The following is a 15,591-nucleotide window of genomic DNA, read 5'->3' as shown; positions in this document are numbered from 1 at the left end:
TCCGTGTCAGACCATCGCGCGGGACGTTCCGCCGCACGCCAGTGTCACGCATGTGCCGAATTGCGCACTAGTGTGACTTTCGTGACCTTTGGAGCGGCGCGATGATCGAATCGCTGCTGATCGCCAACCGCGGCGAGATCGCGCGCCGCATCATCCGCACCGCGCGCCGGCTGGGCGTGCGCACCATCGCCGTCCACAGCGACGTCGACGCCGGCCTGCCGTTCGTCCGGGAAGCCGACGAGGCGGTCTGCATCGGCCCCGCCCCGGCGCGCGACAGCTATCTCGATCAGGCGAAGATCCTCGCCGCCGCCCGCGCCACCAACGCCGCGGCGATCCACCCCGGCTATGGCTTCCTCTCCGAAAACGCCGGGTTCGCCGAAGCCGTCGTCGCCGCCGGCCTCGTCTGGGTCGGTGCGCCCGCCGCCGCGATCCGCGCGATGGGGCTCAAGGACGCCGCCAAGGCGCGCATGATCGCCGCCGGCGTGCCCGTGACGCCGGGCTATCTGGGCGAGGACCAGTCGCCCGAACGCCTGCGGGCAGAGGCCGAAGCGATCGGCTTTCCGGTGCTCATCAAGGCGGTGGCCGGTGGCGGGGGCAAGGGGATGCGCCGTGTCGACGACGCGACCGCCTTTGCCGACGCGCTCGACAGCTGCCGCCGCGAAGCCGCCGCCTCGTTCGGCGACGACCGCGTCCTTATCGAGAAATACATCCTGTCGCCCCGCCATATCGAGGTGCAGGTCTTCGGCGACACCCATGGACAGGCCGTCCACCTGTTCGAACGCGACTGCTCGCTGCAACGCCGCCACCAGAAGGTGATCGAGGAAGCCCCGGCCCCCGGCATGGATGCGGAGACGCGCGCCTCGGTCTGCGACGCCGCCGTCCGCGCCGCCCGCGCGGTCGACTATGTCGGCGCGGGCACGATCGAATTCATCGCCGACGCTTCCGCCGGCCTACGCGCCGACCGCATCTGGTTCATGGAAATGAACACCCGGCTACAGGTCGAACACCCGGTGACCGAAGCGATCACCGGCACCGACCTCGTCGAATGGCAACTGCGCGTGGCATCGGGCGAGCCGTTGCCGAAACGGCAGGACGAACTGTCGATCACCGGCTGGGCGATGGAGGCACGCCTCTATGCCGAGAATCCGGCGACCGGCTTCCTGCCCTCCACCGGGCCGCTGACCCATCTGAAGCTCCCTGCCGACATCCGCGTCGATGCCGGGGTGGAGCCGGGCGATGCGGTCACCCCGCATTACGACCCGATGATCGCGAAGCTGATCGTCCACGCCCCTAATCGAGCCGCCGCCGCCGGAAAGCTCGCCCGCGCCGCCGCGTCGGTACAGGTCTGGCCGGTACGCACCAACGCCGCCTTCCTTGCCCGCTGCGCCGCCGATCCCGACTTCGTCGCCGAACGCATCGACACCGGCTTCATCGAACGCCACGCCGACCGGCTGGTGCCAGACGGCAGCGCGTCGGATCGGGTCGCCAGCGCCGCCGCCGCCGCACTGGTCGCGACCGATCCGGGCGACCCGTGGCGCGCACTCGCCGGCTTCCGCCTGAACGCGGCACCCGACGCCCGCGTCGCGGTGACGATCGCCGGTGGCACCCGCATCGCCACCCCTGCACCCGGCGGCACGATCGCACGGGTCGGCGGCGAGCGCGTGCTGTTCGCCGACGGGGAAGCCTTCCCCTTCGCCGCGCCCGTCGCGGGGCAGGGCGGCGGAGCCGCGGCCGGCGACGGCGCGATCCTGTCGCCGATGCCCGGCCGCATCGTCGCGGTCGAGGTGGCGGCGGGCGACCGCGTCACCGCCGGACAGCGGCTGGTGGTGCTGGAGGCGATGAAGATGGAACAGGCGCTGCTCAGCCCGTTCGACGGCATCGTCGCCGACCTGTCCGCGACGCAGGGCGCGCAGGTCGCCGAAGGGGTGCTGCTCGCCCGCATCGAAAAGGACGCCGCATGACCGGACGCTATTATGACGACTGGCAGGTCGGCGACCGCATCGATCACCCGATCCGCCGCACCGTGACCGAGACCGACAATCTCCTGTTCTCGGCGATGACCCACAACCCGCAGCCGCTGCATATCGATGCGGAGGCGGCACGGGCGTCGGAGTTCGGCCAGATCCTCGTCAACGGCACCTTCACCTTCGCGCTGATGGTCGGGCTGTCGGTGGGCGAAACGACGCTCGGCACGCTGGTCGCGAATCTCGGCTACGACCAGCTGGTGATGCCCAAGCCCGTGTTCCTCGGCGATACGCTGCGCGCCACGACCGAGGTGACGGCGCTCAAGGACAGCCGCTCGCGTCCCGATGCCGGCATCGTCACCTTCACCCACGAACTGCACAACCAGCGGGGCGAGATCGTCTGCCGCTGCCTGCGCACCGCCCTGCTGAAGCGCCGGCCGTGAAGCTCCGCTCGCTCCTGTTCGTCCCCGGCGACCGCCCCGATCGCTTCGCCAGGGCGGCGGCGAGCGGCGCCGATGCGCTGATCCTCGACCTCGAGGATGCCGTTGCCGCCCCGGCGAAGGACACCGCCCGCGCCGCCGTACGCGACTGGCTGGGGCAGGGGGCGTCGCTGCCGCGCATCGTCCGGATCAACCCGGTCGATGGCCCGCTCGTCGCCGCCGACCTGACTGCGCTCGCCGGCACGCGTCCGGACGCGATCATGGTGCCCAAGGCCGAAGGCGCGGCGACGATCACCGCGCTCGACGCGCTGCTGGCGGCGCACGGGCTGGCCGACGCGCCGCTGCTGCCGATCGCTACCGAAACCCCGGCGGCGATCTTCCAGCTCGGCAGCTACGGCGCGGTCGCCCACCGCCTCGCCGGGCTGACGTGGGGCGCGGAGGATTTGCCCGCCGCGATCGGCGCCGCGACCTCGCGCGAGGCCGACGGCCGCTACACCGCGCCCTATGAGCTGGCCCGGTCGCTCACCCTGTTCGGCGCACACGCCGCGGGAGTGGCGGCGATCGATACCGTCTATCCCGCGATCCGCGACGATGCCGGCCTCGCCGCCTATGCCGGACGTGCCGCCCGCGACGGCTTCACCGGCATGATGGCGCTGCACCCGGCACAGGTCGCGACGATCAACGCCGCCTTCACCCCCGATGCCGCCGCCGTCGCGCGGGCACAGGCGATCGTCGACGCCTTCGCCGCGAACCCGGGTGCCGGCGCGCTACAGGTCGACTGCCGCATGGTCGACGCCCCGCACCTGAAACAGGCGAAACGCATCCTGGCGCTGGCAAAAGACTGATATCCTCCCCGTGCCGGGGAGGAGTTCGCCCTACGCCACCGGCGGCGCAGGCGGTGGGGCCGCCAGCTTGCGCAGCGCCGCGGTCCGCTCGCGCTCCACCGCCGCGCGGTCCGCCGCCAGCCGCTTGCGCACCGCGAGGTAATGCAGCGCCGCCCGCCGGTCTTCCTCCGACAGCGCCGCCGCCGGCAGTTGCTGCGCAGCCTCGTCCAGCGCGGCGCTGCTCGGCACCGGGGTCGCGGGGGGCAGGCCGGCATGGCCCTGCGACGCGATGTCGTACCAGTGCGCCGCCGCCTGCGAGAAATCGGGCAGCGTCGCCGCGACCGCATCGAACCGCTCGACCGCCATGGCGTGGCGCACCAGCTCCGCCTCGATCGGCAGCAGCGCGCGTTCGGCCAGCAGCATCCGCAGCATCGCCGCGTCGCGGTCGAACCGCGCCCATGCGGCATGGTTGAAGCCGTGCTGGCTGCGTTGCAGCGTCAGCGCGCGCAGCACCTCGCCCCGGTCGGGCCGTTGCCACAGCCAGCCGGTCCCCTGGATCGCGAACCAGCCCCATGCGACCAGGGCGAAGCCCGCGAGCGCCAGCAGCAGCGTCCGCCACCCCGGTTGCCCGCCCGATGCCGCGGCGATCCCGACCGCCAGCGCGGCGACCGCGCCCGCCGCCAGTCCCAGTCGTGGATCGCGATACCATGTGTCGCGCAACCGGTCTCTCCCCTGTGTCCGCCTGACCGACCATCCTAGCAGCGATCGCCGGGCCGTCGACCCGCCTGTTGCCCGACGGCGTACCGGATCGGGGCGGTATTCAGGCGGCGCGCCGCAACCGGTCGCGCCCTTCGGCCTTGGCGGCATAGAGCGCGCGGTCGGCCGCGCGCAGCACCGCCGTCGCACTGTCGCTGCCGTCGATCGCCGCGATCCCGGCGCTGACCGTCAGCTCGACGATCGACGGCCCCTGGCGCAGCCTGGTCGCGGCCAGCGTGGTGCGCAGCCGTTCGCACAGCGCGTGCGCATGGTCGATGCCGGTGTCGGGGAACAGGATGCCGAACTCCTCCCCGCCCAGCCGCGCGACCACATCGCCCTCGCGCATCACCCCGCGCGCCATCCGCGCGAACGCCTGCAACACCTTGTCGCCGGCATCGTGGCCGAACCGGTCGTTGACCGTCTTGAAATGGTCGATGTCGAACACCGCGACACAGCCGGCGAGCGTGCCCGGCCCGGGGGCGGCGATGCGATCCGCCAGCGCCGCGTCGAATGCCCGGCGGTTGGCGAGGCCGGTCAGGGGATCAGTCGACGCCGCGCGCGACAACTCGGCCTCGCGCGACTTGCGGTGCGACACGTCGCGGATCATCGACACCGTGCCGCTGACCATGCCGTCGCCGTCCAGCACCGCGCGGATGTGCGATTCGAACCAGCGTTGCGCGCCGTCGTTCATCTGCGCGCGATATTCGACGATCTGCATGCCCCCGGGATCGGCGATCGCGTCGCGATGCGCGGCCGTCACCGCCGTCCGGTCGAGCGGATGGACCAGTTCGAACGCCTGCCGCCCGGTGAAATCCGCCGGGTCGCGTCCGGTAATCTGTTCGAACGACGGCGACAGATACTTGATCCGCCCCTCGGCATCGATGCCCATCATGATGTCGGTCGAATGATCGGCCAGCAGGCGATAGCGCGCCTCGCTCTCGCCCAGCCGGCGGTACAGCGCCTGCCGCCGGCTGAGGTCGGCGGCGACCGGAAAGGCGGTCAGGACGGTGCAGGCCAGATAGAGTTGCAGGAACTCCATCCGCGACTGCATGTCGCCGCCCAGGAAATTGGCCGGGCCCATCTCGTGCAGCGTCGCATAGCCACCGACCAGCGCCAGCACGATCGACGACGCGCCCGCACCGATAAGGCCCAGCCGGAACGTCGTCAGCATGAGCGGCAGGATCGGCAGGAACAGCAGCGGCACCCGGTCCTGCCCGAACACGCCGACGGCGACGACGGTCGTCGCCCCGACCAGCAACGCGCCCTCCAGCCGCAGCGGGTGCGGCGCATCGCGCCACCACCGCCGCACCGCGCCCGACAGGACCAGCGAGATGACCGGGGTCAGCGAGATCATGCTAAGGCTATGGCCGACGAACCACAGCCGCCACTGCCGGTCGAACGGCAGGTCATAGGCGATGGCGACCGTCGCCGCGGCGATCGTCCCGCCCAGTGCCGGTCCGGCGATGCCGACCGCGGCGACGAACCGTCCGACCCGCTCCAGCGAGCCGAGGAACCCGCGCCGGACGCGCAGCCGGTTGAACAGCCATGCCGCCACCCCGACCTCGCCGACCCGCGCCGCCGCCATCGGCAGCGCCAGGAACGCACCGAAGCCGAAGATGCTGGATGCCGCCACGCTGCCGATCGCCGCGCCGATCAGGATCGGACCCCATTGCCGCCGGGCCCGCCCGATCAGCATCGCCAGCAGGAACGGCGTGGCGGGCGACATCGCCGACAGCCCGCCATGCCGGTTCATCGCCATCGCGAACCCGGCAAGCAGAAAATAGACCACGGCGGTAAAGAGCCCGATCCGTTGTCTGTTGAGCCAGGTCGCCATGGCGGCTTCATGCGACCGCGGGCGTTAATGCCAAGTGTAACCTGTTACGAATTGGCGCCAATTTGGTGGTATTTGTCGCGCTTGCGCTGCCCGAACAGCAATTTTCGTTCAAGATGGTGGCGAAGCGCGGCGTAATAGGCTTCGAGGAACGCCAGGTCGGCGCCCTCGTCGCTCCGGTCCAGCTTGCGACGGATCGCACTTGCCACCGCGAACAGGTCCGCGCGGTCGTTCCTGCGCAACACGTCCTCCAGCCGCTGCAACTCGAACGCACCATACGCGTCGAGCTCGGCGGCGGTGAACGGCGCGATCCGCGCCATGTCCTTTTCGTGCGCGGTCTGGATCAGCAGGTCCTCGCCCAGCTTGCGTACCTCGCGTTCCACGACCCAGGTGCCGGCGATCAGGTCGCCCGCGCGAAGCCGGTCGCGGTTGAAGACGGGCAGGAACAACAGGATCAGCGCCCATCCCAGTGCCAGCGTCGCCGTCCACGCGGTCGCCATCCCCTCGGCAAAGGCGAAGACGAGGAAGAACAGCGGCAGGAACACCTCGATCTCGCGCATCAGGTTGCGCGCCATCACCGCCGATCCGGTGAGGCGTGCGCCGCTGCGCGACACGACGCGCAGCTTCATCAGCCGCTTGCCCGGCGTCGCCGCGCGCCGCCCCGCCTCGAACAGCACGAAATAGAAGTTGCGCAGCAGGAAGAAGCCCAGCAGCCATACGACGCCGTACAGCGACGACGCGCTGCCCGGGCTGCCGTTGACCAGCGCCAGGATCAGCAGCGACGCCCCGATCAGCACCGCCAGCATGATGATCGCATCGATCAGGAACGCGCCGGCCCGCGACCCCGCCGACCCCAGCCGCAGGTTCAGCGGCACGCCTTCGGGCGTAACCAGCTGCCTCTCGAGCGTGCGGGGCGGGCGCGGCGGGCGCGCCTTGCGCTCACGCCGCGCCACGCCGGCCCCCGAAGGTGAAGTACACCGTCCACAGCGCCAGCATCATGGCCCCGATCGCCAGGCGCGCGCTGTCGTCGGTCACCAGCTGGCGCGCGAACCCTTCGAGCAGGCCGGCGACCAGCAACATCAGGATGACGCCGATCATCACGATCGCGCCGCGCGTGCCGGCATCGGCCGCCGCCGCCATGCGCGTCCGTTCGCCCGGAAACGCGACCGCGCGCCCGATATGCATGCCCGCGGCGGTGGCGAGGGCGATCGCCCCGATCTCGGTCGTGCCGTGGATCATCAGCCACGCGAAGAACCCCCAGCCCAGGCCATGCGGCACGAACGCGGCGAACATCGCCCCGGCCAGCGCGCCGTTCTGCACCGCGAGGATGATCGTGGGGATACCGAACAGGAAGCCGAGCGCGAACGCCATGATCGACACCTGCGAATTGTGGGTGAACAGGAACGTCGCGAAGATCTCCAGCCCCCCCTCGGTCGGTGCGCCATAGATCGATTCGCGCAGCGACGCCGCACTGGCGTTCATGTCGCGGCCACTGGCCATTTCGGGGGAGATCATCGCCGAGAACCATGCCGGTTCGGTGCGGACGAGGTGATAGGCGGCGACCGCGCTCAGCACCAGCAACGCGACCGCCAGCAGCAGTTCGGGGCCGATCGCCCGCACCGATCGCGGCCACAGCGTCGTGAAGAACGCCTTCACCTGCCGCAACCACGGCTCGCGCGCCGAATAGAGCGCGAAATAGGCGCGGGTCGACAGCGCTTCCAGATAGCCGACCAGCGATGCGTCGAGCGAGGTCGCACGCGCGATCGACAGCGACGACAGCGTGGCGCGGTACAGGCGGGGCAGGTCGACCAGATCCTCGTCGGACAGCCGGCGCGGCGACTTCGCCTCCAGCTTGCCCAGCAGTTCCTCCAGCCGCGCCCAGTCGGCCTCGCGCTCGGCACGGAAATGGCGCGTGGCAAAGGTGACGGTCATCGGCCGCGCTCCCGGTGGTTCACATAGCGTTCGACCAGCGCCAGCGGCATCGCGTCCGCCGTAGCCTCGATCACGTCGATGCCCATTCGCCGCAGCCGTTCGATGACGATCGCCCGGTCGCGCAGCAGCAGCTGGGCGACGTTCGCGCGGACCAGGTCGTCGGCGCCGTGCGGTTCGCCGTCGCGCAACGCTTCCAGTTCGGTATCGCGGAACAGCACGAACAGCACCCGGTGGCGCTTCAGCATCCGCTGCGCCGCCGCCAGCATCAGCTCGGCGCTGGTGGTATCGGTGAACTCGGTGAACAGCACGATCAGCGCGCGCCGGTCGAGCTTCTGGTCGAGCGTGACGAGGCCGAGCGTATAGTTGCTCTCCTCCACGCCGTAATCGATGTCGGCGGCGGCATGGTGCAGCCGCGCGAAGCCGCGCGTACCGCCGCTGATGCTGCCGCTGTCGAACTGCGGGCGTGCCGCGAACGAATACAGCCGCACCCGGTCGCCCGACTTCAGCGCCACGAACGCGGCCAGCAGCGCGGAGGATACCGCCCGGTCGATCCGCGGCACGTCGCCGACCGGATCGGTCATCGCCCGGCCGGCATCGACCGCGAACACGATCATGTTGTCGCGTTCGATATGGAACTCGCGCGCCAGCAGCGACGCGTGGCGCGCCGACGCCTTCCAGTCGATCGCGCGGCGCTCCATGCCCGGCTGGAACTCGGTCAGGACCTGGAAATCCTGCCCGTCGCCATGGTCGCGGCGCAGCCGGTTGCCCTGCGACACGCTGTTGAGGAACTGGCGCATCCCCTGGTCGCGGACCGGGCGGATGTCGGGCAGCACGACGATGGCGCGGTCGGCCTTCGCGCTCGCCTGCCGCCACGCCAGCCCCATCGGTCCGGCCCGCCGTGCCCATAGCCGCCGCAGCTGCGCCTTGCCGCGCCGCGCCGCGCGGAAGCTGCCTGGCGCGGTCCGTTCGACCGGTCCGTCGAAATCGGCGGCGACGTCGTCGCTGCCCAGTCCAAACCCCTCGCCGATGTTGAGCGTCGCCGGCAACCCGCCCGGCATCTCCACCACCGGCTTGCTCGCCAGTGCCGCATCGGCGACGATCAGCGCCGCCACGCCGACGATCCAGATCGGCGCGGCGATCCACGCCGCCGGTGCCATGACGCCCAGCGCCAGCCCGACCGGCGCGGCGAGCGCGGTCAGCTGGATCGCGCGGGGCGTCGGCACGATCATCGCGGCGCTTCGACCGACGCGATCAGGCTGGCGACGACGTCCTCGACCCGCCGCCCGTCGATCTCGGCGCTGGGCGACAGGATCAGGCGGTGGCGCAGCAGCGGGGGCGCCAGCGTCTTGACGTCGTCGGGCAGCACATAGTCGCGCCCGTCGAGGGCGGCGCACGCCCGCGCCGCCGCCGCCAGCGCGGTCGCGGCCCGCGGCGACGCACCCGACGACAGGTCGCCATGTTCGCGCGTCGCCCGGATCAGCCGGACGATATAGTCGACGACCTCGTCGACCAGCCGCACCTGACCCACCGCATCGATCGCCGCGGCGATCGCGCCGGCATCGGCGACCTGTTCGACCCCCGAATCCTGCGGGGCGGGGGTGCCGGTGCGCGTGCCATATTGCGCGACGATCGCGCGCTCGGCGTCGAGCTCGGGCCAGCCGATCGCGATCTTGAACAGGAACCGGTCGAGCTGCGCCTCGGGCAGCGGGTACACGCCCTGCTGTTCGATCGGGTTCTGCGTCGCGACCACGGTGAAGCGGTCGGACAGATGCTCGGTCCGCCCGTCGATGGTGATGCGGCGTTCCTGCATCGCCTCCAGCAGCGCCGCCTGCGTCTTGGGCGGGGTGCGGTTGATCTCGTCGGCCAGCAGCAGTTCGCAGAACACCGGGCCACGGGTCAGCGCGAATTGCGACGTCTGGAAATTGAACAGGTTCGACCCGATGATGTCGCCCGGCATCAGGTCGGGCGTGAACTGGATGCGCCCGAAATCGAGGCCCAGCGTCCGCGCGAAACTTTGCGCCAGCAGCGTCTTGGCGGTGCCCGGCGGCCCTTCCAGCAGGACGTGACCGGCCGAGAACAGCGCAATGGTCAGCAGCCGGACGGCGCTGGCCTGTCCCACCACCGCCTTCGCGATCTCCCGGTCGATCGCCGATCCCAGCGACCGTACCTCGTCGAGCGTCATGCGCCTGTTTCCTTCTTCCATGCGTGCAGGTCCTGCGCCGCTGCCAGTGCCTCACCCTCGGTGCGGGCATCGCGCAGGCGACGGTCGATATCCGAATAGCCGGGATGGATCCGGTCGAGCCGCTCGGCCGACGGGGTCTCGCCCATCAGCAGCCGGCGCGACACGACCTCCAGCATCGTGTCGGCATAGCGCGGCCCCACCTGCGGCGTGCGTCCCGCCAGCCGGGTCAGCGCCACGATATTGTCGATCAGCGCGCGTTTGCCCGCCGCCACCGCGCGCTTTTCGGCGATCGGTGGCCCGAACCGCCCGGCCGCCGCGATCCCGGCCAGCACGGCGGCCGCGATCAGCGCCAGCGTGACCCCCAGGAACGGCGGCAGGAACAGCAGCTTGACCAGATTGCGGTCGCCGCGCGCATAGTGCAGCGACCGGTCGAACACCGCGCGCCCGTCATTCTCGGGATCGATCGCGCGCAGCATCGCCAGCGCCGCCTTCGCGTTGCGCGCGTCGGCCAGCGCGCGGTTGTTGACCAGGTCGGGATCGACCAGCACGAACGTGTCGCTGCTGCCGATCTGTCCCAGCACCGCCGCCCCGTCGCGCGCGCCTATCAGCGGATAGATCGTCTTGCCCAGCACAGCGTTCACCGGCCGGTCGGGCAGCGCGAACGATCGCAGGCCGGGATAGTCCGCGGCGGCGACGGCAACGTCGTCGCGGTCCTCGACATGCCACCGCGCCTCGGCCGGGATCAGCTGCTGCAGCTTGTAGCTGTTCAGTTCGCCGCTGCGCTGCACCCGGTCCTGCAACGGCAGCTTCTCGACCTGCCATTTCGGCAGGATGATGAGCGTCGGATAGCGCATCAGCGGACGCCCTTCCTTGCGCACGAAATCCTCGCCGCCGGTCATTGCCGCCGCCAGCGCGATGCGCTTGTCGACGATCGCCTTCACGTCCGCCGGGCGGGTCGCCTCGGTCGGGGTCAGGATCAGGATCGCCGAAGCCACTTCCGGTTCCTCGGGCGCGCTGCGTGGCGGCTGCACCGCATCGACCAGCCGCTTGAACGCATGATAGCCCGCCCCATCCTTGCGGTCGGCGGCGGGGGCGTCGCCCGCCACCCGCGCGATCTCGTCGCCGAACCCCGACATCAGGATCGACGCGAGCAGCAGCAGCGCGCCGCCGATCACCAGGATCACGACCGTGCGGACGGCGAAGGGCGACGGCTGGCTCATCGCGCGCCCTTCAGTGCGAAGCCGGCATAGTCGGACCGCGCGCGCTGCCAGTCACCCGCGTCCAGCGCGCGTCCGCCGAACAGGCTGCGCTCGACCGCCGCGACGATGCCGGCGAACACGCCGCGGGCGTGTGGCGGCAGGGCATCGGCGCGGGCGATGTCGCGGCTGGTATCGGCCGGGCGCACCACGTCGCCGCGCCACGCGACGATATCGTCGATGCTGCGGAACAGCAGCAGATGGACCGCCGCGTCGAACTTGCCCGCCGCCGCCAGCGCGTCGGCATCCTCCAGCAGCGCGCGCGCACGCGTTTCGGTCGGGACCCATACCGGCGCCTCCTCGACCACCTGTCGCCGTCCCAGCCTTTCGGCCAGCCATTCGCGCAACCCCGGCAGACACGCGAACAGCAGCGCGACGACGATGACGATGCCGACGATCCACAGGATCACCCGCCAGCCGCCGCCGACCCACTGGACGAAGTTGCCGATCGCGCGCAGCACCGGTTCCAGCCATTCGGGCGGCGGGTCGCGCGGCTCGACGACCTTTTCGGGCAGGTCGAACTGGATCGATCCGTCGGCGCGGATCGCCTTCCACGCGGCGTCGACCTGTCCGGAATCGATCGGCGGCGCCGACGCGGCGGCATGGCCCATGCTCCCCGCGCCCTGATCCCCCGCCAAATGCCGTTCCCCCGCATGCGCCCAGCTGTCGTCGGCACGCTTGGAGCAAATCGGCGATTTACATGCAACGCTTTTCCACCCTAGTTTCCCGGCGTGGGACGCAAGGGGCGGCGGCCGGGGGGAATGGAATGACGGCCATCATGGCACTCGGGCTGTTCGTCCTGCTTATCCCCGTCATCGCCCTCGCGATCATTCTGGTCGGGGCGTGGCGGGAGGGGCGTCGATCGCCCGACACGTTCGGCATCGGACGCGTCATCTCGAACAGTTTCACCGCGATCGGCGGCGCGCCGCTGATCTTCCTCGGTGCCAGCTTCCTTCTCAACGCGGCATCCGCGCTGCTGCCGCCGCTGGTCGGGACCGATTTCAGCGGGCAATGGCCGGCGATGGCGGGCATCGGCATCGCCGGGCTGCTGTTCTGGCCGTTCGTGCAGGTCGCGTTGACCCGGCTGGCGCTCGATACGCTCGGCGGCCATGCCGCCGATCCGGGGGCGGCGTTCGCACTGGCCGGGCGGCGGCTGTTGCCGGCGCTGGGGTTGGCCATTCTCACCGCGATGGGCATCATAGTGGGCACGCTGCTCTTCGTGGTGCCCGGGATCATCCTGTTGCTGACCTGGTTCGTCGTCGTGCCGGTGCTGACGGCCGAGGGGCGCGGCGTGTTCGACTGTTTCGCGCGCAGCGGCGAACTGATGCGCGGCATGCGCTGGCGCCTGTTGCTGTTGCTGCTGATCGTGCTGGTCCTGTGGCTGCTGCTGGCCGCGCTGGGACAGGGGGTGGCCTTCGCCATCGGTGGCGTGAACGGTGTCTGGCCGCAGGCGATCGGCAGCGCGATCACCGGAACGCTCAGCGGCATGGTGCAGGCCGCCGGTGCCGCCGCCGTCTATCACGAAGTGCGCACCGCGAAGGAAGGGGCGGGCAGCCACGACCTGTCCGACGTCTTCGCCTGAGACAACAAGTTGAAAAGGGGAATTTCCGCGTGATCCGAACATTGACGATGGTGGCGCTGGCCGCCGGGCTGGTCGCCTGTACCGGCGATGGCAAGGACGTCCGCTCCGCGTCGGCCGACGCGCCGAAGGGCAAGGGGCCGGGCGCGGGCAAGGGGTACGACCACGATCCCTTCCCCTCGACCTATCGCGCCTATCCGGGGCGGCCGACGCTGGTGACCAACGTCACGATCCTCGACGGCGAGGGCGGGCGGATCAATGGCGGGTCGGTGCTGTTCCGCGACGGCAGGATCGTCGAGGTCGGCCAGTCGATCGCCGCCGCCGATGGCGTGACCGTGATCGACGGGCAGGGCAAATGGGTGACGCCCGGCATCATCGACGTCCACAGCCATCTGGGCGACTATCCCAGCCCCGGCGTGGAAGCGCACAGCGACGGCAACGAGATGACCGGCCCGGTGACGGCGGAGGTCTGGGCCGAACACAGCGTCTGGCCGCAGGACCCCGGCTTCGCCCGCGCGCTGACCAACGGCGGCGTGACCACGCTGCAGGTCCTGCCCGGTTCCGCCAACCTGATGGGCGGCCGCTCGGTCACGCTCAAGAACGTCTATGGCCGCACGATGCAGGCGATGAAGTTCCCCGGCGCGCCCTATGGCCTCAAGATGGCCTGCGGCGAAAACCCGAAGCGCGTCTACGGGTCTAAGGGCCGTATGCCCTCGACCCGCATGGGCAATGTCGCGGTCGACCGCGCAACGTGGCTCAAGGCGCGCGAATACGACCGCAAATGGGACAAGTACGAGGTCGATGGCGGCGAGGCGCCCAGCCGCGATATCGCCATGGACACGCTGCGCGGCGTGCTGGACGGCGAGATCCTCGTCCACAACCATTGCTACCGTGCCGACGAAATGGCCATCGTCATGGATATGGCGCAGGAGATGGGGTACAAGGTCACCGCCTTCCACCACGCCGTCGAAAGCTACAAGATCGCCGACCTGCTGAAGGCGCGCGGCGTCTGTTCCGCCGTCTGGGCCGATTGGTACGGCTTCAAGATGGAAAGCTACGACGCGATCGGCGAAAATCTCGCGATCCTCGACCGGCAGGGCGCCTGCGCGATGATCCATTCGGACGACGCCAACGGCATCCAGCGGCTGAATCAGGAAGTGGCGAAGGTCATCGCCTCGGCAAGGCGCGCCGGCATGGCGGTCACGCCCGAACATGCGTGGACGTGGCTGGCGATCAACCCGGCGCGCGCGCTGGGCGTCGACAACGTCACCGGTTCGCTCAAACCCGGCAAGATGGCCGATGTCGTGCTGTGGAACGGCGATCCGTTCAGCGTCTACACCCGCCCCGAAAAGGTGTGGGTCGACGGCGCGCTGCTGTTCGATGCCAACGATCCGCGGATACGCCCGGTGTCCGATTTCGAACTCGGCCAGCCCGGCGAAGGGGATGTGAAGTGAAGCGCCTGTTCCTCGCCGCGCTGTTCGCCGGCGCCACTGCCGTTCCTGCCGCCGCGCAGGACGTGACCATCACCAATGCGAAGCTGGTGCTCGGCGACGGATCGGCCCCGATCGAGGGCGGCACCGTCGTCATCCGCGGCGGCCGCGTCGTCTCGGCCGGGCGCGGCGGCGCGGCCGGTGGCGGCACGACGATCGACGCCGGCGGACGCTATGTCACGCCGGGCATCGTCGCCGGCTTCACGCGGCTGGGCATCATCGAGGTCGACGGCGTGTCGGCCACGAACGACGCGTCGGCGGGCAACAGCGTGTTCAACGCCGGGCTGGACGTAACCGCCGGCCTGAATCCGCGCGCGACGCCGATCGCGATCAACCGCGCCGACGGGGTGACCCGCGCCGTGGTCGCCCCCGACAATGGCGGATCGATCTTTGCCGGGCAGGGGGCGGTCATCGACCTCGGCAACGACATGGACGCCGTGACGAAGCCCCGCGCCTTCCAGTTCATGGAATGGGGCGAGGCCGGCGCGCGCGCGGCTGGCGGCAGCCGGCCGGCGGCGATGGCGATGTTCCGCAACGCGCTGTTCGAGGCGCAGGCCTATGCCCGCAACCCCGCCAGCTTCGCCGATCGCGGCAAGGAAGCGCTGCTCACCCGCACCGATGCCGAAGCGTTGCAGCGCGTGCTGTCGGGACAGGTGCCGCTGCTGATCCATGTCGAGCGCGCCTCCGACATCCTCGGCGTGCTGGCGTTGAAGCGCGAATTCGCCGGCCTGAAGCCCGTGCTGGTCGGCGCGAGCGAGGGCTGGACCGTGGCGCGGCAGATCGCGGCGGCGAACGTGCCGGTGCTGGCCAGCGCGCTGTCCGACCTGCCCGCCAGCTTCGAACAACTCGCCGCCACCCAGTCGAACATCGGCCGGATGAAGGCCGCCGGGGTCGTCGTCGGCATCGGCACGATCGGCGACGACGAAGCGCGGCAGGCGCGGCTGGTGCGGCAATATGCCGGCAACCTCGTCGCGCTGTCGAAGATCCCGGGCGCGGCCGGGCTCGACTGGGGCGCCGCCTTCGCGACGATCAGCTCGCTGCCCGCGCGCACGATCGGGATGGAGGGGGAGATCGGCTCGCTCACCCCGGGCCGCCGCGGCGACGTGGTGATCTGGGACGGCGATCCGCTGGAGATCGGCTCGGTCCCGACGCAACTGTTCATCGACGGCATCGAACAGCCGCTCACCAACCGCCAGACCCGCCTGCGTGACCGCTACCTCGTGCCGACGGAGCAGGGGCTGCCCAAGGCGTATCAGCGCTAAGGATGAGGAACCCGCGGGCGCCGTCGTTGTTTGTCCGCAACGACGGCGCCTCGGGCGCAGCTACGGAAAGGATAT

At 70.5% G+C, this 15,591-nt stretch carries 14 protein-coding genes; 6 read left to right on the top strand and 8 right to left on the bottom strand.

Features of this window, described 5'->3' with window-relative positions:
- The first annotated feature begins 101 nt into the window (after positions 1–101).
- From QLH51_RS10520 to QLH51_RS10510, 3 genes are read left to right on the top strand one after another with little or no spacing between them, the layout of a single operon-like run.
- Positions 102–1,961, top strand: a complete 1,860-nt coding sequence (locus QLH51_RS10520; RefSeq protein ID WP_125654324.1) for an acetyl/propionyl/methylcrotonyl-CoA carboxylase subunit alpha — start codon at positions 102–104, stop codon at positions 1,959–1,961.
- On the top strand, positions 1,958–2,407 hold the full coding sequence (locus QLH51_RS10515) for a MaoC family dehydratase (RefSeq protein ID WP_125654326.1): 450 nt from the start codon (positions 1,958–1,960) through the stop codon (positions 2,405–2,407). The genes QLH51_RS10520 and QLH51_RS10515 overlap by 4 nt, the downstream gene beginning before the upstream one ends.
- Entirely contained in the window at positions 2,404–3,249 is an 846-nt protein-coding gene (locus QLH51_RS10510; RefSeq protein ID WP_125654328.1) for an HpcH/HpaI aldolase/citrate lyase family protein, read from the top strand. The genes QLH51_RS10515 and QLH51_RS10510 overlap by 4 nt, the downstream gene beginning before the upstream one ends.
- 30 nt (positions 3,250–3,279) lie before the next feature.
- On the opposite strand, the gene QLH51_RS10505 is transcribed toward QLH51_RS10510, so the two are convergent.
- The 8 genes from QLH51_RS10505 to QLH51_RS10470 all read right to left on the bottom strand — a co-directional run bounded on the left by QLH51_RS10505 (position 3,280) and on the right by QLH51_RS10470 (position 11,796).
- A complete protein-coding gene (locus QLH51_RS10505; protein WP_125654330.1) occupies positions 3,280–3,948 on the bottom strand; it encodes a hypothetical protein in 669 nt (222 codons plus the stop codon).
- Positions 3,949–4,048: 100 nt separating this feature from the next.
- Positions 4,049–5,818, bottom strand: a complete 1,770-nt coding sequence (locus tag QLH51_RS10500) for a sensor domain-containing diguanylate cyclase (protein WP_125654332.1) — start codon at positions 5,816–5,818, stop codon at positions 4,049–4,051.
- 44 nt (positions 5,819–5,862) lie between these two features.
- Positions 5,863–6,768 (bottom strand): RDD family protein, encoded by a 906-nt coding sequence (locus tag QLH51_RS10495; protein WP_125654334.1) that lies wholly within the window; start codon positions 6,766–6,768, stop codon positions 5,863–5,865.
- Positions 6,755–7,747 carry a stage II sporulation protein M gene (locus QLH51_RS10490; protein WP_125654336.1) on the bottom strand — a complete coding sequence of 331 codons (993 nt, stop codon included), beginning with the start codon at positions 7,745–7,747 and terminating at the stop codon, positions 6,755–6,757. The genes QLH51_RS10495 and QLH51_RS10490 overlap by 14 nt, the downstream gene beginning before the upstream one ends.
- Positions 7,744–8,976 carry a DUF58 domain-containing protein gene (locus tag QLH51_RS10485; RefSeq protein WP_125654338.1) on the bottom strand — a complete coding sequence of 411 codons (1,233 nt, stop codon included), beginning with the start codon at positions 8,974–8,976 and terminating at the stop codon, positions 7,744–7,746. Before QLH51_RS10485 ends, QLH51_RS10490 begins: the two co-directional genes overlap by 4 nt.
- Positions 8,973–9,929 (bottom strand): AAA family ATPase, encoded by a 957-nt coding sequence (locus QLH51_RS10480; protein WP_125654340.1) that lies wholly within the window; start codon positions 9,927–9,929, stop codon positions 8,973–8,975. The genes QLH51_RS10485 and QLH51_RS10480 overlap by 4 nt, the downstream gene beginning before the upstream one ends.
- Positions 9,926–11,149 carry a hypothetical protein gene (locus tag QLH51_RS10475; RefSeq protein WP_125654342.1) on the bottom strand — a complete coding sequence of 408 codons (1,224 nt, stop codon included), beginning with the start codon at positions 11,147–11,149 and terminating at the stop codon, positions 9,926–9,928. Before QLH51_RS10475 ends, QLH51_RS10480 begins: the two co-directional genes overlap by 4 nt.
- The gene (locus QLH51_RS10470) at positions 11,146–11,796 is read right to left on the bottom strand and encodes a DUF4129 domain-containing protein (RefSeq protein ID WP_125654344.1); all 651 of its coding nucleotides are present in this window, start codon (positions 11,794–11,796) and stop codon (positions 11,146–11,148) included. The genes QLH51_RS10475 and QLH51_RS10470 overlap by 4 nt, the downstream gene beginning before the upstream one ends.
- 155 nt (positions 11,797–11,951) lie before the next feature.
- Between QLH51_RS10470 and QLH51_RS10465 the strand changes: the two genes are divergently transcribed.
- Genes QLH51_RS10465 through QLH51_RS10455 form a run of 3 tightly spaced genes read left to right on the top strand, consistent with a single transcriptional unit; the run spans position 11,952 to position 15,516 of the window.
- Complete coding sequence (locus QLH51_RS10465) at positions 11,952–12,767, top strand: hypothetical protein (RefSeq protein WP_125654346.1); 816 nt, start codon at positions 11,952–11,954, stop codon at positions 12,765–12,767.
- Positions 12,768–12,814: 47 nt separating this feature from the next.
- Complete coding sequence (locus QLH51_RS10460; RefSeq protein ID WP_125654671.1) at positions 12,815–14,218, top strand: amidohydrolase; 1,404 nt, start codon at positions 12,815–12,817, stop codon at positions 14,216–14,218.
- The gene (locus QLH51_RS10455; RefSeq protein WP_125654348.1) at positions 14,215–15,516 is read left to right on the top strand and encodes an amidohydrolase family protein; all 1,302 of its coding nucleotides are present in this window, start codon (positions 14,215–14,217) and stop codon (positions 15,514–15,516) included. Before QLH51_RS10460 ends, QLH51_RS10455 begins: the two co-directional genes overlap by 4 nt.
- Positions 15,517–15,591 lie beyond the last annotated feature (75 nt).

Source organism: Sphingomonas sp. 2R-10, assembly GCF_030062225.1.
In the GTDB taxonomy this organism is placed as follows: domain Bacteria; phylum Pseudomonadota; class Alphaproteobacteria; order Sphingomonadales; family Sphingomonadaceae; genus Sphingomonas.
The sequence above is the reverse complement of the archived record's forward strand: the minus strand, read 5'-3'. Positions and strand labels throughout refer to the sequence as shown.

Excerpts from the sequence above, each read along its gene's own strand:
- QLH51_RS10475 (WP_125654342.1), bottom strand. The coding sequence starts at position 11,149 with ATGAGCCAGCCGTCGCCCTTCGCCGTCCGCACGGTCGTGATCCTGGTG.
- QLH51_RS10470 (WP_125654344.1), bottom strand. The coding sequence starts at position 11,796 with ATGGGCCATGCCGCCGCGTCGGCGCCGCCGATCGATTCCGGACAGGTC.
- QLH51_RS10520 (WP_125654324.1), top strand. The coding sequence starts at position 102 with ATGATCGAATCGCTGCTGATCGCCAACCGCGGCGAGATCGCGCGCCGC.
- QLH51_RS10485 (WP_125654338.1), bottom strand. The coding sequence starts at position 8,976 with ATGATCGTGCCGACGCCCCGCGCGATCCAGCTGACCGCGCTCGCCGCG.
- QLH51_RS10465 (WP_125654346.1), top strand. The coding sequence starts at position 11,952 with ATGACGGCCATCATGGCACTCGGGCTGTTCGTCCTGCTTATCCCCGTC.
- QLH51_RS10500 (WP_125654332.1), bottom strand. The coding sequence starts at position 5,818 with ATGGCGACCTGGCTCAACAGACAACGGATCGGGCTCTTTACCGCCGTG.
- QLH51_RS10515 (WP_125654326.1), top strand. The coding sequence starts at position 1,958 with ATGACCGGACGCTATTATGACGACTGGCAGGTCGGCGACCGCATCGAT.
- QLH51_RS10490 (WP_125654336.1), bottom strand. The coding sequence starts at position 7,747 with ATGACCGTCACCTTTGCCACGCGCCATTTCCGTGCCGAGCGCGAGGCC.
- QLH51_RS10460 (WP_125654671.1), top strand. The coding sequence starts at position 12,815 with ATGGTGGCGCTGGCCGCCGGGCTGGTCGCCTGTACCGGCGATGGCAAG.
- QLH51_RS10480 (WP_125654340.1), bottom strand. The coding sequence starts at position 9,929 with ATGACGCTCGACGAGGTACGGTCGCTGGGATCGGCGATCGACCGGGAG.